This window comes from Rhodococcus sp. NPDC056960 (assembly GCF_042674125.1).
Classification (GTDB): Bacteria; Actinomycetota; Actinomycetes; order Mycobacteriales; family Mycobacteriaceae; genus Rhodococcus_F.
On record NZ_JBHURF010000010.1, the window covers coordinates 228,108 to 247,153 of the forward strand.

Sequence of the window (19,046 nt, forward strand, 5' to 3'; positions counted from 1 at the left end):
TCGCCGAAGCCGGCTCAGCGTCCGAGCAGCTGATGCGCCCGCAGGCCGACGTACAGTTCGGCGGCGTCGATGGGGTCGGAGAAGTCGCGTCCGGTGAGGGTGTGGATTCTGCGCAGCCGGTACAGGACGGTGTTGCGGTGGTAGTGCAGTTGAGTGGCCGCCGCCGTGGTGGAGCCGCGGCACGAGAACCAGGCGTCGAGGGTGGCGAGCAGGCTGTCCTGTTCCTCGGCGGGCAGGGCGAGCACCGGGCCGAGGATCTGGCTCGACGCGAGCTTCCCGGCGTCGGGGACGCTGACCAGCAGCAGCGACACGGGCACCGACTCGTAGCGGGTGATCGGGCCGCCCGCGTGCCCGGCGCACCGGCGGGCGATCCGCGCCTGCTCCACGGCGTCGCTGGTTCCGCCGGGGCGTCCGAACACCGAGCTGACCCCGATCCGGCCGTGACCGGTGCGGCCGAGAACGTCGAGGGCGGGCTCCAGGACCTCGGCGCCGGCCGCCCACAGCAGCCCGATCCGGCCGTCGACCTCCGAGTCCCACACCGAATCGACACCGACGCCGCGCAGGTCCGACTGCACGACGTCCGCGGCGGACGGGGCCGCCGCCTCCACCGACACGACGACGAACGTGCTGTTCTCCGGAATCCGGAACGTGCGGAGCGCGTCGGCGGCGCCCGCCGGATTGGCCGTGTGGTCACCGAACAGTGTTCGGATCAGCCGGCCACGCGACTCCGCGTCCTCGCGGGCTCGCATGTCGGCGGTCTCCCGGTACGCCTCCGCGGCGCTGTCCGAGTAGACGTCCACGAGCGCCCACACCTGGGCGGCCATGTCGAGCAGGGCGTTGGTGGCCCGGCCCTCGGAACGGTTCATCAGTTCGTCCCAGATCAGGCGGCCGCCGAGCCGGAACGCGTGCAACAGCGCCGCCAGCGGCACACCCTGTTCGGCCTTCAGCTGCCCCGCCGCCCGCGCCGCTTCCAGCCGGATCGGGGCGCTGCCGGACAGGTTGCCGAGCATCGCCTCGAGATTGTCGACGCACGCCGCGTACAGCTGCTCGGGGGTCAGCAGGGTCGCCTCCACGTACCCGTGCTCGGCCGACAGGATGCGGGCGACGAGTTCCTCGGACAACTGTTCGACGGATTCGAGCATCGATCCCAGGAGATCGGTGGGCGACGGCGCGACGTCCGGGCTGACGGTCATCCGGCAAGACTATCCACCCGGGGTACTCCGCGCCATAGCCGTTTTGTGCGATGGCATAGCGCCCGCGACGGGATTGACAGCCGCGGCCTATGGCGTGGGCGCACGGAACAGGACGAGAATCAGTGTTCTACGCCACAGTGTTCGTCTCGTTCCGTGGCGCAGTCCTACCTGCATTCGACCCGAGCGGAGCTGTCCACCGTGAGCACTACAGAACCCGAGGCCACCTCCAACACCCCCGACGCCACCTCGCTGTACCCGGACGTCGACGCGGCCCTCGCCGCCTTGTCCGAGGGCGAGAAGACGTGGGCCGGCCTCTCCCTCGCCGACCGCCGCAAGCTACTCGACCAGGTGCACGACCTCACCGTGCAGCACGCGGACGACTGGGTCGACGCCGCGGTCGCGATCAAGGGCCTGGACCCGAAGTCGCCGCTGGTCGGCGAGGAGTGGATGTCCGGACCGTATCCGCTGGCCACCGGCACCGCGGCGCTGTCCGCCAGCCTCGCGAAACTCGAATCGGGGCACAGTCCCCTGGAGGGTGCCGCGTTCGGCACGGCACCCGGAGGTCGCACCACCGTCAAGGTGCTGCCCCTGAACATCTTCGACAAGCTGCTCCTCAGCGGATTCAGCGCGGACGTGTGGCTGCAACCGGGAATCGATCGTGCGACGGCACAGCGCGACGCCGGCCTCGCCCAGCGCGACCCGTCGCGGACCCAGGGCATCGGCGTGGTGCTGGGCGCCGGCAACATCACCTCGATCGCCCCACTCGACACCCTGTACGAACTGTTCGCGCACAACCGCGTCGTCGCCCTCAAGCTCAATCCCGTCACCGACCGCCTGCTGCCCGTCCTGACGCGCGTCCTGGAACCACTCGTCGCCATCGGAGCGGTCCGGTTGCTCACCGGCGGCGCCGAGATCGGGACATATCTGGTGCACCACGACCTCGTCGACCACGTGCACATGACCGGCAGCGCCCTCACCCACGACGCGATCGTGTTCGGGACCGGCGACGAGGGGGCGCGTCGCAAGACGGCGAACGAGCCCATTCTCGCCAAGGCCATCTCCAGCGAACTCGGTGGCGTCTCCCCCACCATCGTCCTGCCCGGTGAATGGAGCAGCGCCGACATCAAGTTCCAGGCCGAACACATTGCGACGCAACGACTCCACAACGGCGGTTACAACTGCGTCGCCGCGCAGGCCGTCGTCGTGTCGGCCGAGTGGAAGCAGCGCGACGAATTCGTGGCGGCGCTGCGGGAGGCACTGGACCGGGCGCCGGAACGCGCCGCGTACTACCCCGGCAGCGACGCCCGGGTCGCCGGCGCCACCGCCTCGTTCCCCACCGCGGCGCACCTCGGCCGGAACGGCGGGCGCATCCTGGTCACCGATCTCGAACCCGGCGACTACACGCCTCTGCTGCAGACCGAATACTTCGCACCGGTGCTCGGTGTGATCGACCTGCCGCACGGCGGCTCCGCGTTCGCGGCACACGCCGCCGACCTCGTGAACGAGGACTTCATCGGCACCCTCGGCGTCAACATCGTCGCCGCACCGAAGACCATCCAGGCGATGGGCGCCGAATTCGACTCGCTGCTCGAGAGCCTGCGGTACGGGACCATCGCGGTCAATGCGTGGACCGGCGTCGGGTACCTCACCGCGACCGCCACGTGGGGCGCCTTCCCCGGGCACACCCTGAACGACGTCCAGAGCGGCATCGGCGTGGTCCACAACGCGCTGCTCATCGACCGGCCCGAGCGCACCGTCGTCCGCGGCCCGTTCCGTCCGTCGCCGCGGTCGATCCTCAACCGCGAGATGTCCATCTCCCCCAAGCCCCCGTGGTTCGTCACCAACCGAACCGCTGCCACGACGGGCCGATTGCTGACAGGATTTGCCGGTGCACCCTCGTGGACCCGGCTCCCGGCGATCTTCGCGTCCGCGCTGCGCGGATGAGGGCAGTGCGTCCCCGATCCCTCACCCCGTCGAAGTGGAGATGACCGATGAATCAGGAACTGTCAGTGGCCGACTACGTGATCGTGGGGTCGGGTTCGGCAGGCGCGGTACTCGCCGATCGGCTCAGCGCCGACTCCGGCAGCCAGGTCGTCGTCCTCGAGGCCGGAGGTGAGGACAAGGACAAGTTCGCGCATATTCCCGCGGCATTCTCGAAACTGTTCCGCAGCGAGTCGGATTGGGACTACCTGACGGAGCCGCAACCCGGGCTCGGCGGCCGCAAGATCTACTGGCCGCGCGGCAAGATGCTCGGCGGCTCGTCGTCGATGAACGCCATGATGTGGGTGCGCGGATTCGCTGCCGACTACGACGAATGGGCCGAACTCACCGACGACTCCTGGTCGTTCAAGGAAGTGGTCAAATACTTCCGCCGCATCGAGAACGTGCAGGACGCGGCCGCCGGCGACAGCGGAACCGGCGGTCCGATCGTCGTCTCGCGCCAGCGGAGCCCCCGGGCGCTCACCGGGTCGTTCCTCGACGCGGCGGGAGAGGTCGGGTACCCCGTCGAGCGAGCGAACACGAACCGGCCCGAGGGCTTCTCGCAGACCATGGTCACGCAGAAGCGGGGAGCCCGGTGGAGCACCGCCGACGCCTACCTCCGGCCCGCCCTCAAACGGAAGAACCTGACCGTCGTCACCGGCGCCCAGGCCACCCGCGTCCTCTTCGAGGGCTCCGCCGCGGTCGGCGTCGAATACGAGAAGGACGGCGCCCGGCACACGGTGCGCGCCGCGAAGGAAGTGACCTTGTCGGGCGGGGCGATCAACACCCCGCAACTCCTCATGCTGTCGGGCATCGGCGACGAACAGCAACTGCGGCGGCATGGCATCGCGGTGCAGCAGCACCGGCCGGAGGTCGGGAAGAACCTGCTCGATCACCTGGTGTCGTTCCTCGGCTACAGCGTCGACTCGGACTCGCTGTATGCGGCGGAGAAGATCCCCGAACTGCTCAACTACCTGACCCGACGCCGGGGCATGCTCACCTCGAATGTCGGTGAGGCGTACGGCTTCACCCGCAGTCGGGACGATCTGACACTGCCCGATCTGGAGATGATCTTCGGCCCCGCGCCGTTCTTCGACGAGGGACTCATCCCGGCGACCAGCCACGCCGCGGTTCTCGGCACCATCCTCCTCAAACCGCTGAGCAACGGGGAGATCTCACTGCAGTCGGCCGATCCCCTCGCCAAACCGATCATCGATCCCCGCTACCTGAGCGACAGCGACGGGGTGGACCGGCGGGCGATGATCGAGGGGCTGCGGCAGTGCGACGCCTTCGCGTCGGCGCCGGCACTGAAGTCGAAGCTCGGCAACCTGATTCGGCCGGCCGTCGAGCCGAGCACGCCGCCCGACGAGATTCTCGAACGCGCGCTGGAGGAGAACGCGCACACGCTCTATCACCCGGTCGGAACGTGCCGCATGGGCACCGACGACGCCAGCGTCGTCACCCCCGACCTGAAAGTGCGCGGGGTCGACAACCTGAGGGTCGCGGACGCGTCGATCATGCCCGCCATCATCCGCGGGCACACCCACGCACCCTGCGTCCTCATCGGCGAGCGGGCTTCGGATCTGATCCGGAACTCGTAGGGCGCTCCGCGCCCCGTGCGCCTTTTTGGTAGCGCTGGCTACCAGAAAGGCGCACGGGTGGCGAAGCCGCCTCAGTACCGGCGCGCCGCGTAGAACGGCATCGAGTCGAGCGGCGCCTCCTTCACCGGCTGTCCGGCGGTCGGCGCGTGGACGACCGTGCCGTTACCGGCGTAGAGCCCGACGTGTTCGGCTCCGTTGAACAGGACGAGGTCGCCGGGCTGGAGGCTTCCCTTGTCCACGGGCGTTCCACCGTTCACCTGGTCGTAGGTGGTGCGTGGCAGCGAGACACCCGCCTGCTTGTACGCCCATTGCACGAGACCCGAGCAGTCGAAGGCATTCGGACCGGTCGCACCCCAGACGTAGGGCGAGCCGAGCTTAGACTCTGCGGCCGCGAGAGCCTGGGCACCGTGGGTGGACGGCATCGCCGGCGGCGCGGGCGGCGGTCCCGGGAGGGGTCCCGGGTTCGGTACCGACGGCACTGGTGGGACCGGCGGTACACCCGGTACCTCGAACGTCCCAATCCCTGGGATCGTGATCGGCTCCGCTGCAGCGGGAGCAGCAGGAAGCATGAACGCTCCCGCTCCCACACCGACGGCGATCAGAAGACCGCCGGTCGAAAACTGCAGACGATTGCCCCGACGCAATCTATGCTTGGCCATTGAGGTGAGTCCTTCGATTCATTCGATGTCCGGCGGCATCCGTGCCCTTCGGACGAGACGTTAGATAACATCTCGGTTACGGACTCAGCGGACAACGGCCGAATGGCCCATACACATACCCGTTTTCGCAATCCAGGTATATAACGATCGGGTATCGAACCGACCGGTCAGTCATCAAACGTGAGAAACAGGTATGCCTTCGGGCAATTCGGCCCGTTCCCGACGGCATACCCGTCGTCCACGCTGTGTGCGTGTCACTCACCCAGAACTCAGAACCCGAGATCTTCGGGGAACCCGCCGGCGCGGACGTCCCGGCGCTCACCGTCGTCGGGCACGGTTCGCCGGTCGTCTTCCTCCACGGATGGGGACTCACCCCGCGGGTGTACGGCCGCAGCCTGTCGATGCTCGCCCAGCAGGGGCATCGCGTCCTCACCCCGACGCTTCCCGGGTTCGGCGGAACCCCGGACCATCCACCCGAGTCCCGGAACTTCGCCGGCTACGCGGCCTGGCTGGGACGGTTCCTCGACGACGAGGGAATCGACGAACCGGTCACGCTCGTCGGCCACTCCTTCGGCGGAGGCGTCGCCATTCAGGCCGCCCACGACCTTCCGGACCGGGTCGCACGCCTGGTACTCGTCAACTCCGTGGGCGGCGGCGCGTGGTCGCCCAACGGCTGGGGAACCCGGCCCATTCACGAGCGACCGCTGTGGGACTGGGGTGCGTCGATGCTGGGTGAGGCGTTGTCGATCCGCTCCCTCGCCCACACGGCGGCGTCGCTGTTCAACGGTTTCCTGCCCAACACGGTGCGGGATCCGGGCGCGGTCTGGCGCATCGCGCACCTGGCGAGACGGGCAGACCTGCGCCACGAACTCGGCGTCCTCGCCGACCGTGGACTCCCGGTGTCCCTCGTCTGGGGTCGTGGCGACCGGATGATTCCCCTCGCCAGCTTCGAATCGCTGCGGAAGGCGCTGCGCAATCCGCCCGTCCTCACCGTCACCGGCGGCCACGGGTGGCTGATCCACGACTCCGCGACCTTCGCCGATACCGTGCGCCGGGCCCTCCACACCCCGTGAGTGGGTAGCGATTCCAGAGACTCCCTAGCCACGCACGGGCGGCGGAGCCGCCTCTGCTAGGACGCGACGGTACGCAGCCAGCGGAACCGGCTGCGGTGGAAGACGATCGGTTCGATCTCGGACTGCACCCTCAGCTCGTTGATCCGCAGGACCACGATGGCGTGATCGCCGGCGGGTACCTGCTGGGTGACGGTGGTGTCGAGCCACACCGACGCGCCGTCGATGAACAGTGCGCCGCCGTCGGTGGTCTCGGTGTCGAGCCCCGCGAACCGGTCACCGGTCTTGGCGGCGAGAACCCGGGCGGCCGCGTCGTGCGCCTCACCGAGCACGCTGATCCCGACGTGCTTCAGGTCCGCGAGCTTCGGCCACGTCGTGGACGTGTTCTGCACGCAGAACGCGACCAGCGGCGGCTCGAGGGACACGGGGACGAACGTGCTCGCCGCCATCCCGATGCGCTCACCGTCGACTTCGGCGCAGACGGCGACGACGCCGCTCGGGAAATGTCCGAATGCCTCCCGAAGCGAGGTCTGGTCCAACGTGCCGTCAGCCTGTGTCATGAATGTTCCGTCCTGGTCCGGGCCGCCGCGGTGAGGATCGCACCCCACCGCTGGGCGTAGTCGGCGATGCGGGTGTCGGTGGTGTAGGTGGTGTCGATCAGATAGAGGCCGGGGGCCGGGGCCGTCGCGCCGAGTTCGACGAGCACGGGCTTGAGCAGCAGGTCGGGTGCCATGGCGTGGGCCGGGCCCGCGCCGAGCATCAGCGGCACCACCACGACGTCCTTCAGCCCGTCGCCGGTGGCGAACTGGTCGAGGAACAGTTTCAGCACGCCCGTGTACGACGCCTTGAACGTGGGGCTGGCGAAGACGACGAGATCCGACGACGCCACCGTGTCCACCGCCGTCGCGACCTTCTCGTCACCCCACCCGAGCAGACCGGCCCCGAGCTCGATCACGTCGACCGTCGAATCCACGGCGGCGCCCGCCACCGCGGCCGCTACCAGACCGGCCGCGTCCAGCGTCCTCGAACCGGGCTTGGGATTGCCCGCCACAACCGTTACCTTCATCGCTTCATCACCTTTCCAGTGTGCCTTCGGCACCCGTGAGTACTTGTTAACCGCCCGGGGTTAACAAGTACTCACGGGAGGCGGAGCCTCAACTCCCGGCGCCGCTCCCGGGTCACCGCCCCGCCGCTCAACGTGGGTGCCGATCCGACGAGGAGCGCGGTGTAGGGGTGCTGCGGATCGGAGATCACCTGGTGGGTCGGACCGTCCTCGACGATGTTGCCGCGGTAGAGCACGACGATCCGGTCGACCAGCGCCGCGACCGCCCCCAGGTCGTGTGAGATGAACAGCTGAGCGAGTTGCCGCGAGTGCCCGAGCTCGGTGAGCAGTTTCAGGATCTGGATGCGGTTGACCGAGTCGAGGGCGCTGACCGGCTCGTCGAGCAGCAACAGCGCCGGATCGAGGACCAGTGCTCTCGCGATCGCGATCCGCTGACGCTGCCCACCCGACAACTCGGCGGGAAGCCGCACCGCGATGTCGGCGTCGAGTCCGACACTGCCGAGGACCGCCGCGACCCGCGACCGTACGACCCCGCGGTCGACTCCGCCCCGCACGAGCAGCCCCTCGGCGATCGACTCGCCCACCGGAATGTCCGGGTCGAGGCTCAGCAGCGGATCCTGGAACACGTACTGCACGGTCCCGGTGCGCCGGTGTGCCCTGCGCTGCGCCGCGGACAGGTCGTCGACTCGCTGCCCGCGGATCTCGATCGACCCGGACGTCGGAGTGATGAGACCGAGAATCGTCCGGGCCAGTGTCGTTTTCCCGGAGCCGCTTTCGCCGATCAGCCCCACCTTCTCGCCGGCATCGACGGTCAGGGCGATACCGTGCAGGATCTGCCTGCGGGCGCCGCGCTGCCCACGTTCCACCCGGACATCGGTCATGCGCAGCAACGACTCAGACACGGGCCGTTTCCTTTCCGATGTACGACTCGAGCCCGTACTCCCGATGGTTGTCGACGAGTTGGCGGGTGTATTCGTGCCGGGGCGCGGTCAGCAGGTGGTCCGCACGCCCGGATTCGACGACGGCGCCGTCCCGCATCACGATCACGCTGTCGCAGACCTGGGCCACCACCGCGAGGTCGTGCGAGACGAGGACGAGTGCGAGGCCCAGTTCGTCGCGGAGGTCCTCGAGGAGGTCGAGCACCTCGGCCTGAACGGTGACGTCCAGGGCGGTGGTCGCCTCGTCGGCGATGAGGAGTTCGGGTTCCGCGGACACCGCGATCGCGATGAGCACCCGTTGCAGCATTCCCCCGGACAGTTCGTGCGGGTACTGGCGGTACACGGTGCCGGCGTCGTTCAGTCCCATCTTGAGGAACAGTTCGACGCCGCGACGTTTCGCGTCCGCGCGGGACAGCCCGAGTGTGGACCGGAGGGCCTCGGCGAGTTGTTCCCCGACGCGGATGGACGGGTTCAGGTAGGACGCCGGGTCCTGGAACACCGCGGAGATGCGGGTTCCCCGCAGGGGTCGCCACTGTTTGCGCCCGAGGTCGGTGAGTTCGACGCCGTCGAAGTCGATCGAGCCGGCGGTGACGTCGAGTCCGTGGGGCAGGATCCCGAGAATGGCACGGCAGGTCAGCGACTTCCCGCTTCCCGATTCGCCGACGATGCCGAGGGCTTCGCCGCGCGCGAGGGAGAAGTCGACGCCGTGCACCAGTTCGGTTCCGTCGCCCAGTGCGATGCGCAGATCGCTGACGGTGAGCACCGGCCTGCGGGGGACCGCGGTTCCGGCTGCCGTCGTGGCATCCAAAGTGTCAATGGACATCCGAAGTGACCTCCTGCTTTCTCGGGGCGTGTCGTCGGGGTCGGCCGGTCGCGTCGCGCAGCGCGTCGGCGATGGCGTTGAGGGCCCACACGGTCGCGACGATCAACAGCGCGGGCACGACGGGGCCGAAGGGAACCTGGTAGAGGTACTGCAATCCGCTGGCGAGCAGCCCGCCCCACGTCGGGTCCGGCGGCACGACGCCGATCCCGAGGAACGTCAGCGACGACACGATGACGAGGCTGGCCCCGGTCATCGCCGCGAACGTCACCCCGACCGCCGGCAGCACCTTGCGTACCGCGTGGCGGCGGATGATCCAGGACGTGTCGGCCCCCATCAATTCTGCTGCCTCGACGTACTGGGAGTTGGCGACGGTCAGTGCCGCGGCGCGCGTGACTCGGTAGAAGGCGGGTGCGATGAGGATACCGACGGCGAACATCGCCTGTGCGAGCCCGTTTCCGAGCAGCGCGGTCATCGCGACGGCGAAGACGAGGAACGGCAGCGTGATGAGCGCATCCATCAGCCGCAGCGTGAACCACTCCACTCCGCGCCCGAGGTACACCGACAGGAAGCCCGGGATCACGCCGAGGAGGAATCCGACGACGACGCACTGCAGCGCGGACAGCACCGACACGGTCGATCCCGCCAGCAGCCGGCTGAACACGTCCCGTCCGACGTTATCCGTCCCGAGCCAGTGAGTTCCGCTCGGACCCTGCAGGATTGCGGCCGTGTCCTGTTCGAGCGGGTCGAACGGGGCGAGCGCGGGCCCGAAGACCGCGAGCACCACGATCAGCCCGAGGACGATGACCGCGGCGCGAGCGGAGTGATAGCGCAGGATTGCTGTGAGCATGGGATGTCAGTCTCTCCGCTTGGTTGCCGGCTGCAAGACGCTCTGCGCGATGTTGACGACGATGTTGCAGAACAGCACGAACACGATCGCCACGACGAGCGCCCCCTGGACGATGGGCACGTCTCCGCGCAGTGCGGAGTCGGCGGCGAGGCGACCGAAGCCGGGCATGGAGAACATGGTCTCCATGACGACGGCGCCGCCGATGAGGGTGGGGATCTTCATGCCCAGGATCGACAGCGCGGGACCGCTGCCGTTCCGCAGTGTGTGCACGAACAGAATTCGTGACGGGCTGATGCCGCGCACCACGGCGCCGGTGACGTAGTTCTGATCCAGTTCCGCGACCAGCCCGGTGCGCAGTTGCCGCGCGATGTCGGCGACGACGTCCATGCTCAACGCGATGGCGGGCATGATGATCAGCGACAGCCAGCGGCCGAAGTTCTGGTCCGGCGGAACGTACCCGGCCGACGGCAGCCAGTGCAACCCCACGCTGAGGACGAGGATCAGTCCGATCGAGATGACGAACGGCGGCAACGTCGAGGCCACCGACGTGTAGGCGGTGATCGCCCGGTCGAGCGGGCTGCCCTTGTAGACGGCGGCGAGCACCCCGAGTCCGACACCGAGGACGAGTCCGATGACCAGAGCCACCCCCGCGATGGAGGCGCTGACGGCGAGCCGCTCGCCGATCAACTCGCTGACCGGGATCTTGCTGAACCACGAGACGCCGAGGTTGCCGCTCAGCATGCTCGACATCCAGTCGAGGTACTGCTGCCAGATCGGCTTGTCCAGACCGAATTCGGCGTCGATGCGGGCGATGGTCTCGGGTGTCGCGGCGTCGCCGGCGATCCCGGCGGCCGGGTCGAGTCCGCTGGCCGCTCCGAGCAGGAAGGTGATCAGGGTGGAGAACAGGAACACCGGGACCACGATCAGCACGGTGCTCAGCACGACCCGCGCCGCCGTGCCGAGTGCACCCGCAGGCACCGGGAGAGCGAATGTTCTCCCGGTGCCTGCGGCCTGGACGTCTGCGGTCGTCACGAGACCGTGACGCCTTCCCACCGAACCTGGGACGGCAGGATGTTCAGGTTCTTCAGATCCGGGTTGGACACGATGATCCACGGGTTGCTGAAGAGGTAGTTCGTCGGCGACTGCTCGACACCGACCTTGACGACCTGCCACAACCGCGGCTTGTACTCCGGGTCCTCGAGGGGCGTGCGGCGGACGGCGTCGAGTGCGGCGGTGAACTCCGGCGACGCGTGCGGGCCGCTGAGGTTCATGATGCCTTCCGGACCGTAGACGGCGAGCAGGTTCTGCACCGGGGATTCACGTCCGATGGTGCCGTCCGTCGCCAGCTGCGGGTTCTTCGCGAGGTAGACCTCGCTCTGCCACGTCGACGATCCCGGCGGGACCACCTTGATGGTGGACTCGACGCCGATCTTCTTCAGCTGCGACTGCACCAGCTCCGCCCGGTTGGTGGCCGCCGACTGCGCGGTGATCTCGATCGACAGCTGTCCGGGCGCGTAGCCCGCCTCGGCGAGGAGGCGAGAAGCCTTGTCGGGGTCATAGTTCCAGATCTTCTCGATCTCCGGGTTGAAGGCGAGGTACCCGTCGGGGAACGGCTGGCTCGTCGTGCTCCCCAGACCGTTCGTGACGACGTCGACGAACGCCTGACGGTCGAATGCGTAACGGAACGCCTCGACGACCTTCGGGTTGTCGAACGGGGCCTTGTTGAGGTTGATCGACACGTCGTTCGCGGCCAGCGACGGCTTGACGGTGACGTCGAGACCGGCGGCCTCGGCTTCCTTGGACTGCAGGGCGGGCAGCGTCGCGAAGTCGATGGAACCGGACTGGACGCCGGCGACGAGCGTGGCCGGATCCGGTGCGACGCTGAGCTCGAAGTGGTCGATGTGGATGTTGTCGGCGTCCCAGTAGTTCGGGTTCTTCTCGAAGTACGCGTGGTCCTCGGCGACGAAATCGGTGATCGTGAACGGTCCCGCCCCGACCGGCCACACGCTGAGCTTCTGCGGATCGGCCGCCGCGGTGGGGCTGGCGATCGCGCCGGTGCGCCCGGCCACCAGGTACGGGATCTGGTAGTCGGCGTCGGCCAGGTGCAGTGTGACGTCGGTGGCGCTGTCTGCCGTGACGTCGGTGACGCCGGCGAGCTGATCGCGCAGGAACGAATCGTCCTGTGTCTTGCCGCGGTCGAAGAACGCCTTCACGGCCTGGGAGTCGAGGGTGGTTCCGTCGGAGAACGTGAGTCCGTCCCGCAGCGTGAACGTCACCGCGGTTCCGTCGGCGTTGTACTTCCAGCTCTCGGCGAGCGACGGCTCGACGTTGCCCTCCGCGTCGAGCCGGGTCAGCGACGCGTACGCGAGGCTGATCGTGTTGATGTCGTTTCCGGTCCGGCTCGTCACCGGATCCCACGACGTGGGGAGGTTGAACGCCCACTTGACCTCGGCGCCGTCCGAGCTGCTGCTACCGCCGCACGCGGTGGCGACGAGCCCGACGATCACTCCGAGTATGACGGCGCCGGCGATCCGCCGGCTCTTCTTGCTCACTGGGTGCTCCTGACCATGCAATGGGGGGTGGTGATTCAGACGCTCGCGGACAGCGATGCGGTGGTGCCGGGCAGCGGGGTGGGGTCGATCCCGTCGCGTCGTGCCCGGGTGTAGCGGTTCTCCGCGAACGGCAGGCCGAGGTTGCCGCGCAGCGTGTTCTGCTCGTAGTCCTCCCGGACGACCCCGCGCTCACGCAGGATCGGCAGCACCTCGTCGACGAAGCGACGGAACTGGGCGGGGTGACCGATGTGGATGTTGATGCCGTCGAGGGCGCGGCCGTCGAGCCAGCGCTGCAGTTCGTTCGCGACGGTCTCGGCGCTGCCGGTGAACGGCGACGTCTTCGGTGCGCTCAGCGCCTCGACCGTCTGCCGCAGGGTCAGCCCCCGGTCGGCAGCGAGGTCCGCGATCTTCTTCGCCTGCGTGTAGAAGCTCCGCTCGGCGTCCTTCAGCGCCTCGGTGGGGAACGGTGCGTCGAGGTCGTACTGCCGGAAGTCGTGCCAGCCGAAGGGACGGCCCAATTCGCGGAGCGACTTGCCGAAGTCGTTGTCCGCGAGCTGCGTTGCCCGTTCGATCTCCCGCGCGTCGGCGTCGGTGTCGCCCACCGTGACCGTCACCCCGGGCAGGATCACGATGTCCTCCGGATCGCGCCCCTGGGCGGCGGCCCGGGACTTGATGTCCGCGTAGAACGCGGCGCCGGCCTCGAAAGTGGGCGCGTGCGTGAAGATTCCGTCGGCGATCCGCGCCCCGAGGTCACGGCCCTGGTCGGAGTCGCCCGCCTGGAAGATCACCGGCTGCCCCTGCCGCGACCGTTCGATGTTGAGCGGTCCCACCACCGAGAAGTGCTCACCCCGGTGATCGAGCGTGTGCAGCTTGTCCGCGTCGAGGAAGCGGCGGGCCTCGCGGTCGCGCGGAAACGCGTCGTCCTCGTAGGAGTCCCACAGCGCCTTGACGACCTCGACGTGCTCGAGGGCCCGGCCGTAGCGGGTGGCGTAATCGTAATGCTCCTCGAGGCCGTAGTTTCCGGCCGTCCCCGAGTCGCCGCTGGTGACCACGTTCCACCCGGCGCGGCCGCGGCTGATCAGGTCGAGGGACGCGAACCGCCGCGCGAGGTTGAACGGCTGGTTGAACGACGTGGTCAGCGTGCCGACGAGGCCGATGTGCTCGGTGGCCACCGCGAGCGCGGACAGCAGCGTCAGCGGCTCGAGCCGGTTGAGGTAGTGCGGGGGTGAGTCGGGGGTGATGAACTGGCTGTCGACGATGAACACGAGGTCGAACTTCGCCTGCTCGGCCAGACGCGCGTAGCGGATGTACCAGTCGATGTCGACGCTCGCGTCACCGTCGATCTCCGGGTCCAGCCAGGTGTACGGGTGCCCCGGCCCACCGGTGGGCGTGAGGACAGCACCCAGTTTCAGTTGCCGTCTCGTCATGATGTCGCTCCTTCGTCGTCCGCCGTCAGGCACCTGCCTCGGCACGCCGCGTTGAAGTGTATGGAGCAAATTGCCGCGTGCAGAGTATTAAATTCTCGATGTTTCAAAACATATTTCGTATGTCCCGCAACGCTGTCGAACAAAGTCCGATCAGTCGAAGAACTCCCGCGACGACTCCGCGACCGCCGACGCGACCACGTCGGCGAGCTGCCCGATCCGCTCCGCGTCGTCCGGGAGCTGCGTGGCCGACAGACGCAGCAGCGGCTGCGCCGGTGTCTCGACGAACGAGCGGGAGCCCGCCCCCACCGAGATCCCCTGCCGCGCCAACGCGACGAGCGCCGCGGTCTCGTCCGACACCGCGACCCACACGACCAGACTGTGCGGGCCGGCGTACGCATCGATGCCGCGGCCGGTCAGGGCCGCCAGCAGCGACGCGCGCCGGGTGGCGTAGCGGTCGTGCGCGGCGGTGACCGCCTGTTCGGCGTCGGCGCTGCCGACCAGGTGGGCGAGGGTGTTCTGCAGGATGCGGCTGTTCGAGCCGACTCCGTGACTGCGCACCTTCATCGCCTTCTCGATCAGTTCACGCGACCCGCCGAGCACGGAGGTTCGCACGTCGATCCCATATGCCTTGCAGTAGCTGCGGATCCGGACCACGCGCAGCGGCAGTTCGCCACCGACGGTCGGGGGCTGTCCGGGTTCGAGCGGGCCGATCGAGTCGTCCTCGACGACCCACGCCGCCGGATGCCGTCGCAGCACGTCGGCGAGTTCACGTGTGCGCCTTGGGCTGACCGCATGATGCACCGCGAACGGCGCACCGGGCTGGAACACGAAGGCCACCGCGCCGGCCGTCAGGGCCGCATCGAGAGCGTCCGGCCGGGGACCGTCGCGATCCGCGCCGACGCCGATCGCCACCAGCCCCAGATCGCGGAGGGTATCGAGAACACCGGGGCCGAGGGGTTCGTCGACGGCCACGATCGATCCGGGCGGCGCTGCGGCCTCCACCGCCAGCAGCAACGCCTCCGTGCCGCCGCCCGCCGTCGCCCACGCCTCCGGTTCGAACGGCCACCCCGGAGCGACGGCATTCCGCAACCGCTCGGTCATCAGTTCCCGGCCGAACACATTGAGCGTCTCCGCGTCCAGACTCGACAGCAAGGCGTCGGACAGCGACGGCTGCAGTGCCAGATCGGGGGCATTCTGCGCCAGGTCCACGCCACGCCAGTCGGGGATGCCGCGCTCGGGCACGCTGTCGAGGGGCGGAAGTACGACGGTGCCGCCGCGCCGGCGGGTCTGCACGAACCCCTGGTCCTGCAGCCGGCCCCAGGCGCTGACGATCGCACCGACGCTGAGATCCGTCGATTTCGCGAGCGCACGGACCGTCGGCAGACGGTCGCCGGGGCTGAGGTCCCCCGACCGGATGAGGTCCGCGACGGCATCGGCCAGTTCCCCGGTGCGTCCCTCCACCCGTTCGAGCAACCACTTCGGAGAGATCGTCTCCGACTCCAGCACCGCTGACATCTCCGCCCCTTCGATCGACAACCGCTACCCGCCCCGGCCGGCCGGGTCACTGCACGAGTGCGCCCGCCGGTTCGCGGAGAAGGATGTCCGGCGTGCCGGGCAGGCGGAGTCGCTCGAGGAACTGCACGATCTCGGCGGCAACCGACCGGTGGGACACGTCGTTGAGGATGTCGTGGAGTCCGTCGCGAACGATCACGACCCGAGCGTCGGGCAACGCGGAGGCGACGGCGCGCACGTCCGCTGCCGGGCTCAGGACGTCGGCGCCTCCGTGCACGACGAGAACGGGGACCCGCACGTGGACCAGCGAGTTCGCCGTCGCCACCGGCGTTTCGCCGCCGAGCGTCCCCCGGTCGAGTGCGTCGGCCGAGGAGAGTACGCCGCGATGCACCGGGCAGGCGGAGCGAACCTCGAGTTCGCCGTCCCACTCTCCCGAGAAGGTGTCGGCACCCGCGACCAGAAGTCCGGCGGCCACCACCCCGGCGACGGCCGGGTGTCCGGCGGCGACGTCGAGGGCGGTCAGCGCACCACTGTCCGACCCGGCCACGACGATCGGGAGTTCGGCATCGGCATCGGCGATCACCCGGCCGACCGCCGCGGGATCGTTCTCCACCACCGCGACGCGGTACCCGTCGAACGCGATCCGGCGGGCGAACCGGCGGTACACGGAAGCCCGCTCGCCGCGGCCGGCGATGACGATCACCGAGCCTCGTGTGGTCGCTTCGGGTTCCAGCCAGTCGATGTCCACTGATTACCTCATTCGGGTGCTAGTTCGCAGGAATTGACTGCGTCACCCTGACCCACCCACGCGAGGTGGAACAAGACTAAAGCTCGAGCAGAACAAAACACGTGTCTTCTCGGCGCACTTCGTGTTTTGTTCCGAACATATTCGTTTTGCTCTGCCATTCGGCCAGACATATCGACTCAGACGTATCGACGAAGGGACAGGCACACCGATGCCCGAGACCACAGGGTTCGCGACCCGGCAGGTCCGCACCGGCTATCAACCCGGAACTGCGCAGAACACCGCGATCCCCCCGATCTACCAATCGGTTGCCTACGACTTCGGCAGCTTCGACCAGGCGCGGGACATCTTTTCCCTGCGGCGGAAGGGGAACCTGTACAGCCGCACCGGGAACCCCACGCAGGCCGTGTTCGAGCAGCGCCTCGCCGACCTCGACGGCGGTGTCGCCGCACTGGCCACCGGGTCCGGACAATCCGCCGTCGCGGTCGCTCTCCTCACCCTCGCCAAGTCGGGGCAGCACATCGTCGCGGCACGGCAGTTGTACGGGGGGACGGTCGATCTTCTCACCGACACCTTCGCGGACTTCGGGATCGAGGTCACGCTCGTCGATCAGGACGACCTCGACGGCTGGCGGGCGGCGGCGCGACCCGAGACCCGGGCGTTCTTCGCCGAGACGATCGGTAACCCCGTCGCCTCCGTCCTCGACGTCCGGGCGGTGGCCGACATCGCGCACGAGGCAGGCGTCCCGCTGATCGTCGACAACACGGTCGCCACCCCGTACCTGCTCCGGCCGAGGGACTTCGGCGCCGACATCGCCGTGTATTCGGCCACCAAGTTCATCGGCGGGCACGGCACGTCGCTCGGCGGCGTGATCGTGGACCTCGGCACGTTCGACTTCGGCGCGGAACCGCAGCGGTGGACCCAGTTCACCGAGCCCTACCCGCGGATCGGCGACCTCGTGCTGTGGGAGGAGTTCGGTCGCGACCGGAGCGCCTACCTGGTCTACGCGAAGACGAAGATCGTCCACGACCTCGGTCCCGCGCTGTCGCCGTTCAATTCGTTTCAGCTGCTTCAGGGTCTCGAGACACTGGACCTGCGGCTGGAACGGCAGGTCGCCTCGGCGCTGGCGATCGCACGGTTCCTCGACGGTCATCCCGCGGTCGCCCGGGTGAATTACCCCGGCCTGCCGGACAATCGGTGGCACGATGCCGCCCAGCGGTACCTGCCCCGGGGCGCCGGTTCGGTGTTCTCCTTCGATCTCGCCGTCGACGACGCGCGGGTGGCGAAGTTCGTCGACTCGCTGCAACTGTTCGCCATCGTCGCCAACATCGGCGACGCCCGTTCGCTGGTCGTGCACCCGGCGACCACCACGCACAGCCATCTCGACGACGCGCAACTCCGCGACGCCGGATTCGGCTACCGCACCGTCCGGCTGTCGATCGGGCTGGAGAACCTGGACGACCTCGTCGACGATCTGCGTGCGTCGCTCGACGCCATCACGGAGGAATGACATGCACTTCGGTTACTGGACGCCCATCTACGGCGGCTTCCTGCGCAACCTCGGCGACGAGGGAATGCCGGCCACCTGGGATTACGTCAAGAAGCTCTCGCAACTGGCCGACCGGCTCGGCTATCACACCACCCTCGTGCCCGAGCTGTATCTCAACGACCGCAAGGGCGTCGACGCGCCCAGCCTCGAGGCGTGGTCGCTGTCGTCGGCAATTCTCGCGGTCACCGAACAGCTTCGGGTGATGACCGCGGTGCGCCCTGGATTCCACCTGCCCGCGGTCACCGCGAAGGAATCCGCGACGATCACCGACATCGCCGGAACGACCGATGCCGGTGCCGCGCGGTTCGCGCTCAACGTCGTCGCCGCATGGTGGGAGGAGGAGGCGCGGCAGTACGGCGGCGCCTTCACCCGGCACGACGAGCGGTACCGGCAGGCCACCGAATTCGTCGACGTCCTCCGCGGGCTGTGGGAACACACCCCGTTCAGCTACGAGGGTGAGCACTTCACCGTGCGCGACTCGGTCCTGTCGCCGAAACCCGGAATCCACCCCCCGGTCTTCGCGGGCGGTGAGAGCGAGAGCGGCCGCGAGTCCATCGCGACCTTCGCCGACTCGTACGTCCTGCACGGCGGCACCGTCGACGAGGTGCGCACGAAGATCGCGGACATGAACGCGCGGTCGCAGCGAATCCACCAGCGGGACATGGCCGAATTCGGCATGTCCACGTACGTCATCGTGCGCGACACCGAAGCCGAGGCCCGCGCCGAACTCGACCGCATCACCACCGTCGATCCCCGCTCGCCCGGCTACGCCTCGTTCGAGGAGTTCGTGCGGAACTCCGAACTGGACGTCGAACTGTCGCGGCGCGAATACTCGGTCGGCACCCGCGGACTGCGGCCCGACCTCGTAGGCACCCCGGAACAGGTCGCCGAGAAGATCCGCGCCTACCAGGACGCCGGCCTCACCCTGTTGCTCATCCAGTGCTCCCCCGCCCACGAGGAACTCGAACGCATCGCCGAGCAGGTGTTTCCCCTCGTCCCCACCCGTGAGTACTTGTTAACCGCGGGCGGTTAACAAGTACTCACGGGCTCTTGACCGCATCGGTCGCCGCGCGTCAGGATGGATACA

Annotated in this window: 17 protein-coding genes; 5 read left to right on the forward strand and 12 right to left on the reverse strand. The window is 68.5% G+C overall.

Annotation, left to right across the window (positions count from 1 at the left end; genetic code table 11):
- Window positions 1–14 precede the first annotated feature (14 nt).
- Window positions 15–1,193 (reverse strand): PucR family transcriptional regulator, encoded by a 1,179-nt coding sequence (locus ACFTWF_RS18145; protein ID WP_378462574.1) that lies wholly within the window; start codon window positions 1,191–1,193, stop codon window positions 15–17.
- Between the two features lie 249 nt (window positions 1,194–1,442).
- On the opposite strand from ACFTWF_RS18145, the gene ACFTWF_RS18150 reads away from it, so the two are divergent.
- Both ACFTWF_RS18150 and ACFTWF_RS18155 read left to right on the forward strand, forming a co-directional pair.
- Complete coding sequence (locus ACFTWF_RS18150; protein ID WP_378462641.1) at window positions 1,443–3,137, forward strand: aldehyde dehydrogenase family protein; 1,695 nt, start codon at window positions 1,443–1,445, stop codon at window positions 3,135–3,137.
- Window positions 3,138–3,184: 47 nt separating this feature from the next.
- Entirely contained in the window at window positions 3,185–4,774 is a 1,590-nt protein-coding gene (locus ACFTWF_RS18155) for a GMC family oxidoreductase (RefSeq protein ID WP_378462575.1), read from the forward strand.
- Window positions 4,775–4,845: 71 nt separating this feature from the next.
- Here the strand turns inward: ACFTWF_RS18155 and ACFTWF_RS18160 are convergent, their stop codons facing one another.
- Complete coding sequence (locus ACFTWF_RS18160; protein ID WP_378462576.1) at window positions 4,846–5,433, reverse strand: C40 family peptidase; 588 nt, start codon at window positions 5,431–5,433, stop codon at window positions 4,846–4,848.
- Window positions 5,434–5,678: 245 nt separating this feature from the next.
- On the opposite strand from ACFTWF_RS18160, the gene ACFTWF_RS18165 reads away from it, so the two are divergent.
- Window positions 5,679–6,506 carry an alpha/beta fold hydrolase gene (locus ACFTWF_RS18165; RefSeq protein ID WP_378462577.1) on the forward strand — a complete coding sequence of 276 codons (828 nt, stop codon included), beginning with the start codon at window positions 5,679–5,681 and terminating at the stop codon, window positions 6,504–6,506.
- Window positions 6,507–6,562: 56 nt separating this feature from the next.
- On the opposite strand, the gene ACFTWF_RS18170 is transcribed toward ACFTWF_RS18165, so the two are convergent.
- The 10 genes from ACFTWF_RS18170 to ACFTWF_RS18215 form a co-directional block, all read right to left on the reverse strand.
- Window positions 6,563–7,063, reverse strand: a complete 501-nt coding sequence (locus tag ACFTWF_RS18170) for a flavin reductase family protein (RefSeq protein WP_378462578.1) — start codon at window positions 7,061–7,063, stop codon at window positions 6,563–6,565.
- Window positions 7,060–7,569 (reverse strand): NADPH-dependent FMN reductase, encoded by a 510-nt coding sequence (locus ACFTWF_RS18175; protein ID WP_378462579.1) that lies wholly within the window; start codon window positions 7,567–7,569, stop codon window positions 7,060–7,062. The genes ACFTWF_RS18170 and ACFTWF_RS18175 overlap by 4 nt, the downstream gene beginning before the upstream one ends.
- A 71-nt stretch (window positions 7,570–7,640) precedes the next feature.
- Window positions 7,641–8,468 (reverse strand): ABC transporter ATP-binding protein, encoded by an 828-nt coding sequence (locus ACFTWF_RS18180; protein WP_378462580.1) that lies wholly within the window; start codon window positions 8,466–8,468, stop codon window positions 7,641–7,643.
- Window positions 8,461–9,327: an ABC transporter ATP-binding protein gene (locus tag ACFTWF_RS18185; RefSeq protein ID WP_378462581.1), complete on the reverse strand. Its 867-nt coding sequence runs from the start codon at window positions 9,325–9,327 to the stop codon at window positions 8,461–8,463. Before ACFTWF_RS18185 ends, ACFTWF_RS18180 begins: the two co-directional genes overlap by 8 nt.
- A complete protein-coding gene (locus ACFTWF_RS18190; protein ID WP_378462582.1) occupies window positions 9,317–10,174 on the reverse strand; it encodes an ABC transporter permease in 858 nt (285 codons plus the stop codon). The genes ACFTWF_RS18185 and ACFTWF_RS18190 overlap by 11 nt, the downstream gene beginning before the upstream one ends.
- A gap of 6 nt (window positions 10,175–10,180) precedes the next feature.
- A complete protein-coding gene (locus ACFTWF_RS18195; protein ID WP_378462583.1) occupies window positions 10,181–11,206 on the reverse strand; it encodes an ABC transporter permease in 1,026 nt (341 codons plus the stop codon).
- Window positions 11,203–12,726 carry an ABC transporter substrate-binding protein gene (locus ACFTWF_RS18200; RefSeq protein WP_378462584.1) on the reverse strand — a complete coding sequence of 508 codons (1,524 nt, stop codon included), beginning with the start codon at window positions 12,724–12,726 and terminating at the stop codon, window positions 11,203–11,205. Before ACFTWF_RS18200 ends, ACFTWF_RS18195 begins: the two co-directional genes overlap by 4 nt.
- Window positions 12,727–12,761: 35 nt before the next feature.
- On the reverse strand, window positions 12,762–14,153 hold the full coding sequence (locus tag ACFTWF_RS18205) for an LLM class flavin-dependent oxidoreductase (protein WP_378462585.1): 1,392 nt from the start codon (window positions 14,151–14,153) through the stop codon (window positions 12,762–12,764).
- A 150-nt stretch (window positions 14,154–14,303) separates the two neighbouring features.
- Window positions 14,304–15,668 carry an aminotransferase class I/II-fold pyridoxal phosphate-dependent enzyme gene (locus ACFTWF_RS18210; protein WP_378462586.1) on the reverse strand — a complete coding sequence of 455 codons (1,365 nt, stop codon included), beginning with the start codon at window positions 15,666–15,668 and terminating at the stop codon, window positions 14,304–14,306.
- Window positions 15,669–15,714: 46 nt separating this feature from the next.
- The gene (locus ACFTWF_RS18215) at window positions 15,715–16,413 is read right to left on the reverse strand and encodes an alpha/beta hydrolase (RefSeq protein WP_378462587.1); all 699 of its coding nucleotides are present in this window, start codon (window positions 16,411–16,413) and stop codon (window positions 15,715–15,717) included.
- A gap of 208 nt (window positions 16,414–16,621) precedes the next feature.
- Here ACFTWF_RS18215 and ACFTWF_RS18220 point away from each other — a divergent pair, with 208 nt between their 5' ends.
- Complete coding sequence (locus ACFTWF_RS18220; RefSeq protein WP_378462588.1) at window positions 16,622–17,920, forward strand: O-acetylhomoserine aminocarboxypropyltransferase/cysteine synthase family protein; 1,299 nt, start codon at window positions 16,622–16,624, stop codon at window positions 17,918–17,920.
- A 1-nt stretch (window position 17,921) separates the two neighbouring features.
- Entirely contained in the window at window positions 17,922–18,992 is a 1,071-nt protein-coding gene (locus tag ACFTWF_RS18225; protein ID WP_378462589.1) for an LLM class flavin-dependent oxidoreductase, read from the forward strand.
- Window positions 18,993–19,046 lie beyond the last annotated feature (54 nt).

What these genes read in the sequence shown, in the direction of transcription:
- ACFTWF_RS18145 (WP_378462574.1), bottom strand. Translation starts at nt 1,193, where the DNA reads ATGACCGTCAGCCCGGACGTCGCGCCGTCGCCCACCGATCTCCTGGGA.
- ACFTWF_RS18155 (WP_378462575.1), top strand. Translation starts at nt 3,185, where the DNA reads ATGAATCAGGAACTGTCAGTGGCCGACTACGTGATCGTGGGGTCGGGT.
- ACFTWF_RS18160 (WP_378462576.1), bottom strand. Translation starts at nt 5,433, where the DNA reads ATGGCCAAGCATAGATTGCGTCGGGGCAATCGTCTGCAGTTTTCGACC.
- ACFTWF_RS18170 (WP_378462578.1), bottom strand. Translation starts at nt 7,063, where the DNA reads ATGACACAGGCTGACGGCACGTTGGACCAGACCTCGCTTCGGGAGGCA.
- ACFTWF_RS18175 (WP_378462579.1), bottom strand. Translation starts at nt 7,569, where the DNA reads ATGAAGGTAACGGTTGTGGCGGGCAATCCCAAGCCCGGTTCGAGGACG.
- ACFTWF_RS18185 (WP_378462581.1), bottom strand. Translation starts at nt 9,327, where the DNA reads ATGTCCATTGACACTTTGGATGCCACGACGGCAGCCGGAACCGCGGTC.
- ACFTWF_RS18190 (WP_378462582.1), bottom strand. Translation starts at nt 10,174, where the DNA reads ATGCTCACAGCAATCCTGCGCTATCACTCCGCTCGCGCCGCGGTCATC.
- ACFTWF_RS18205 (WP_378462585.1), bottom strand. Translation starts at nt 14,153, where the DNA reads ATGACGAGACGGCAACTGAAACTGGGTGCTGTCCTCACGCCCACCGGT.
- ACFTWF_RS18210 (WP_378462586.1), bottom strand. Translation starts at nt 15,668, where the DNA reads ATGTCAGCGGTGCTGGAGTCGGAGACGATCTCTCCGAAGTGGTTGCTC.
- ACFTWF_RS18220 (WP_378462588.1), top strand. Translation starts at nt 16,622, where the DNA reads ATGCCCGAGACCACAGGGTTCGCGACCCGGCAGGTCCGCACCGGCTAT.
- ACFTWF_RS18225 (WP_378462589.1), top strand. Translation starts at nt 17,922, where the DNA reads ATGCACTTCGGTTACTGGACGCCCATCTACGGCGGCTTCCTGCGCAAC.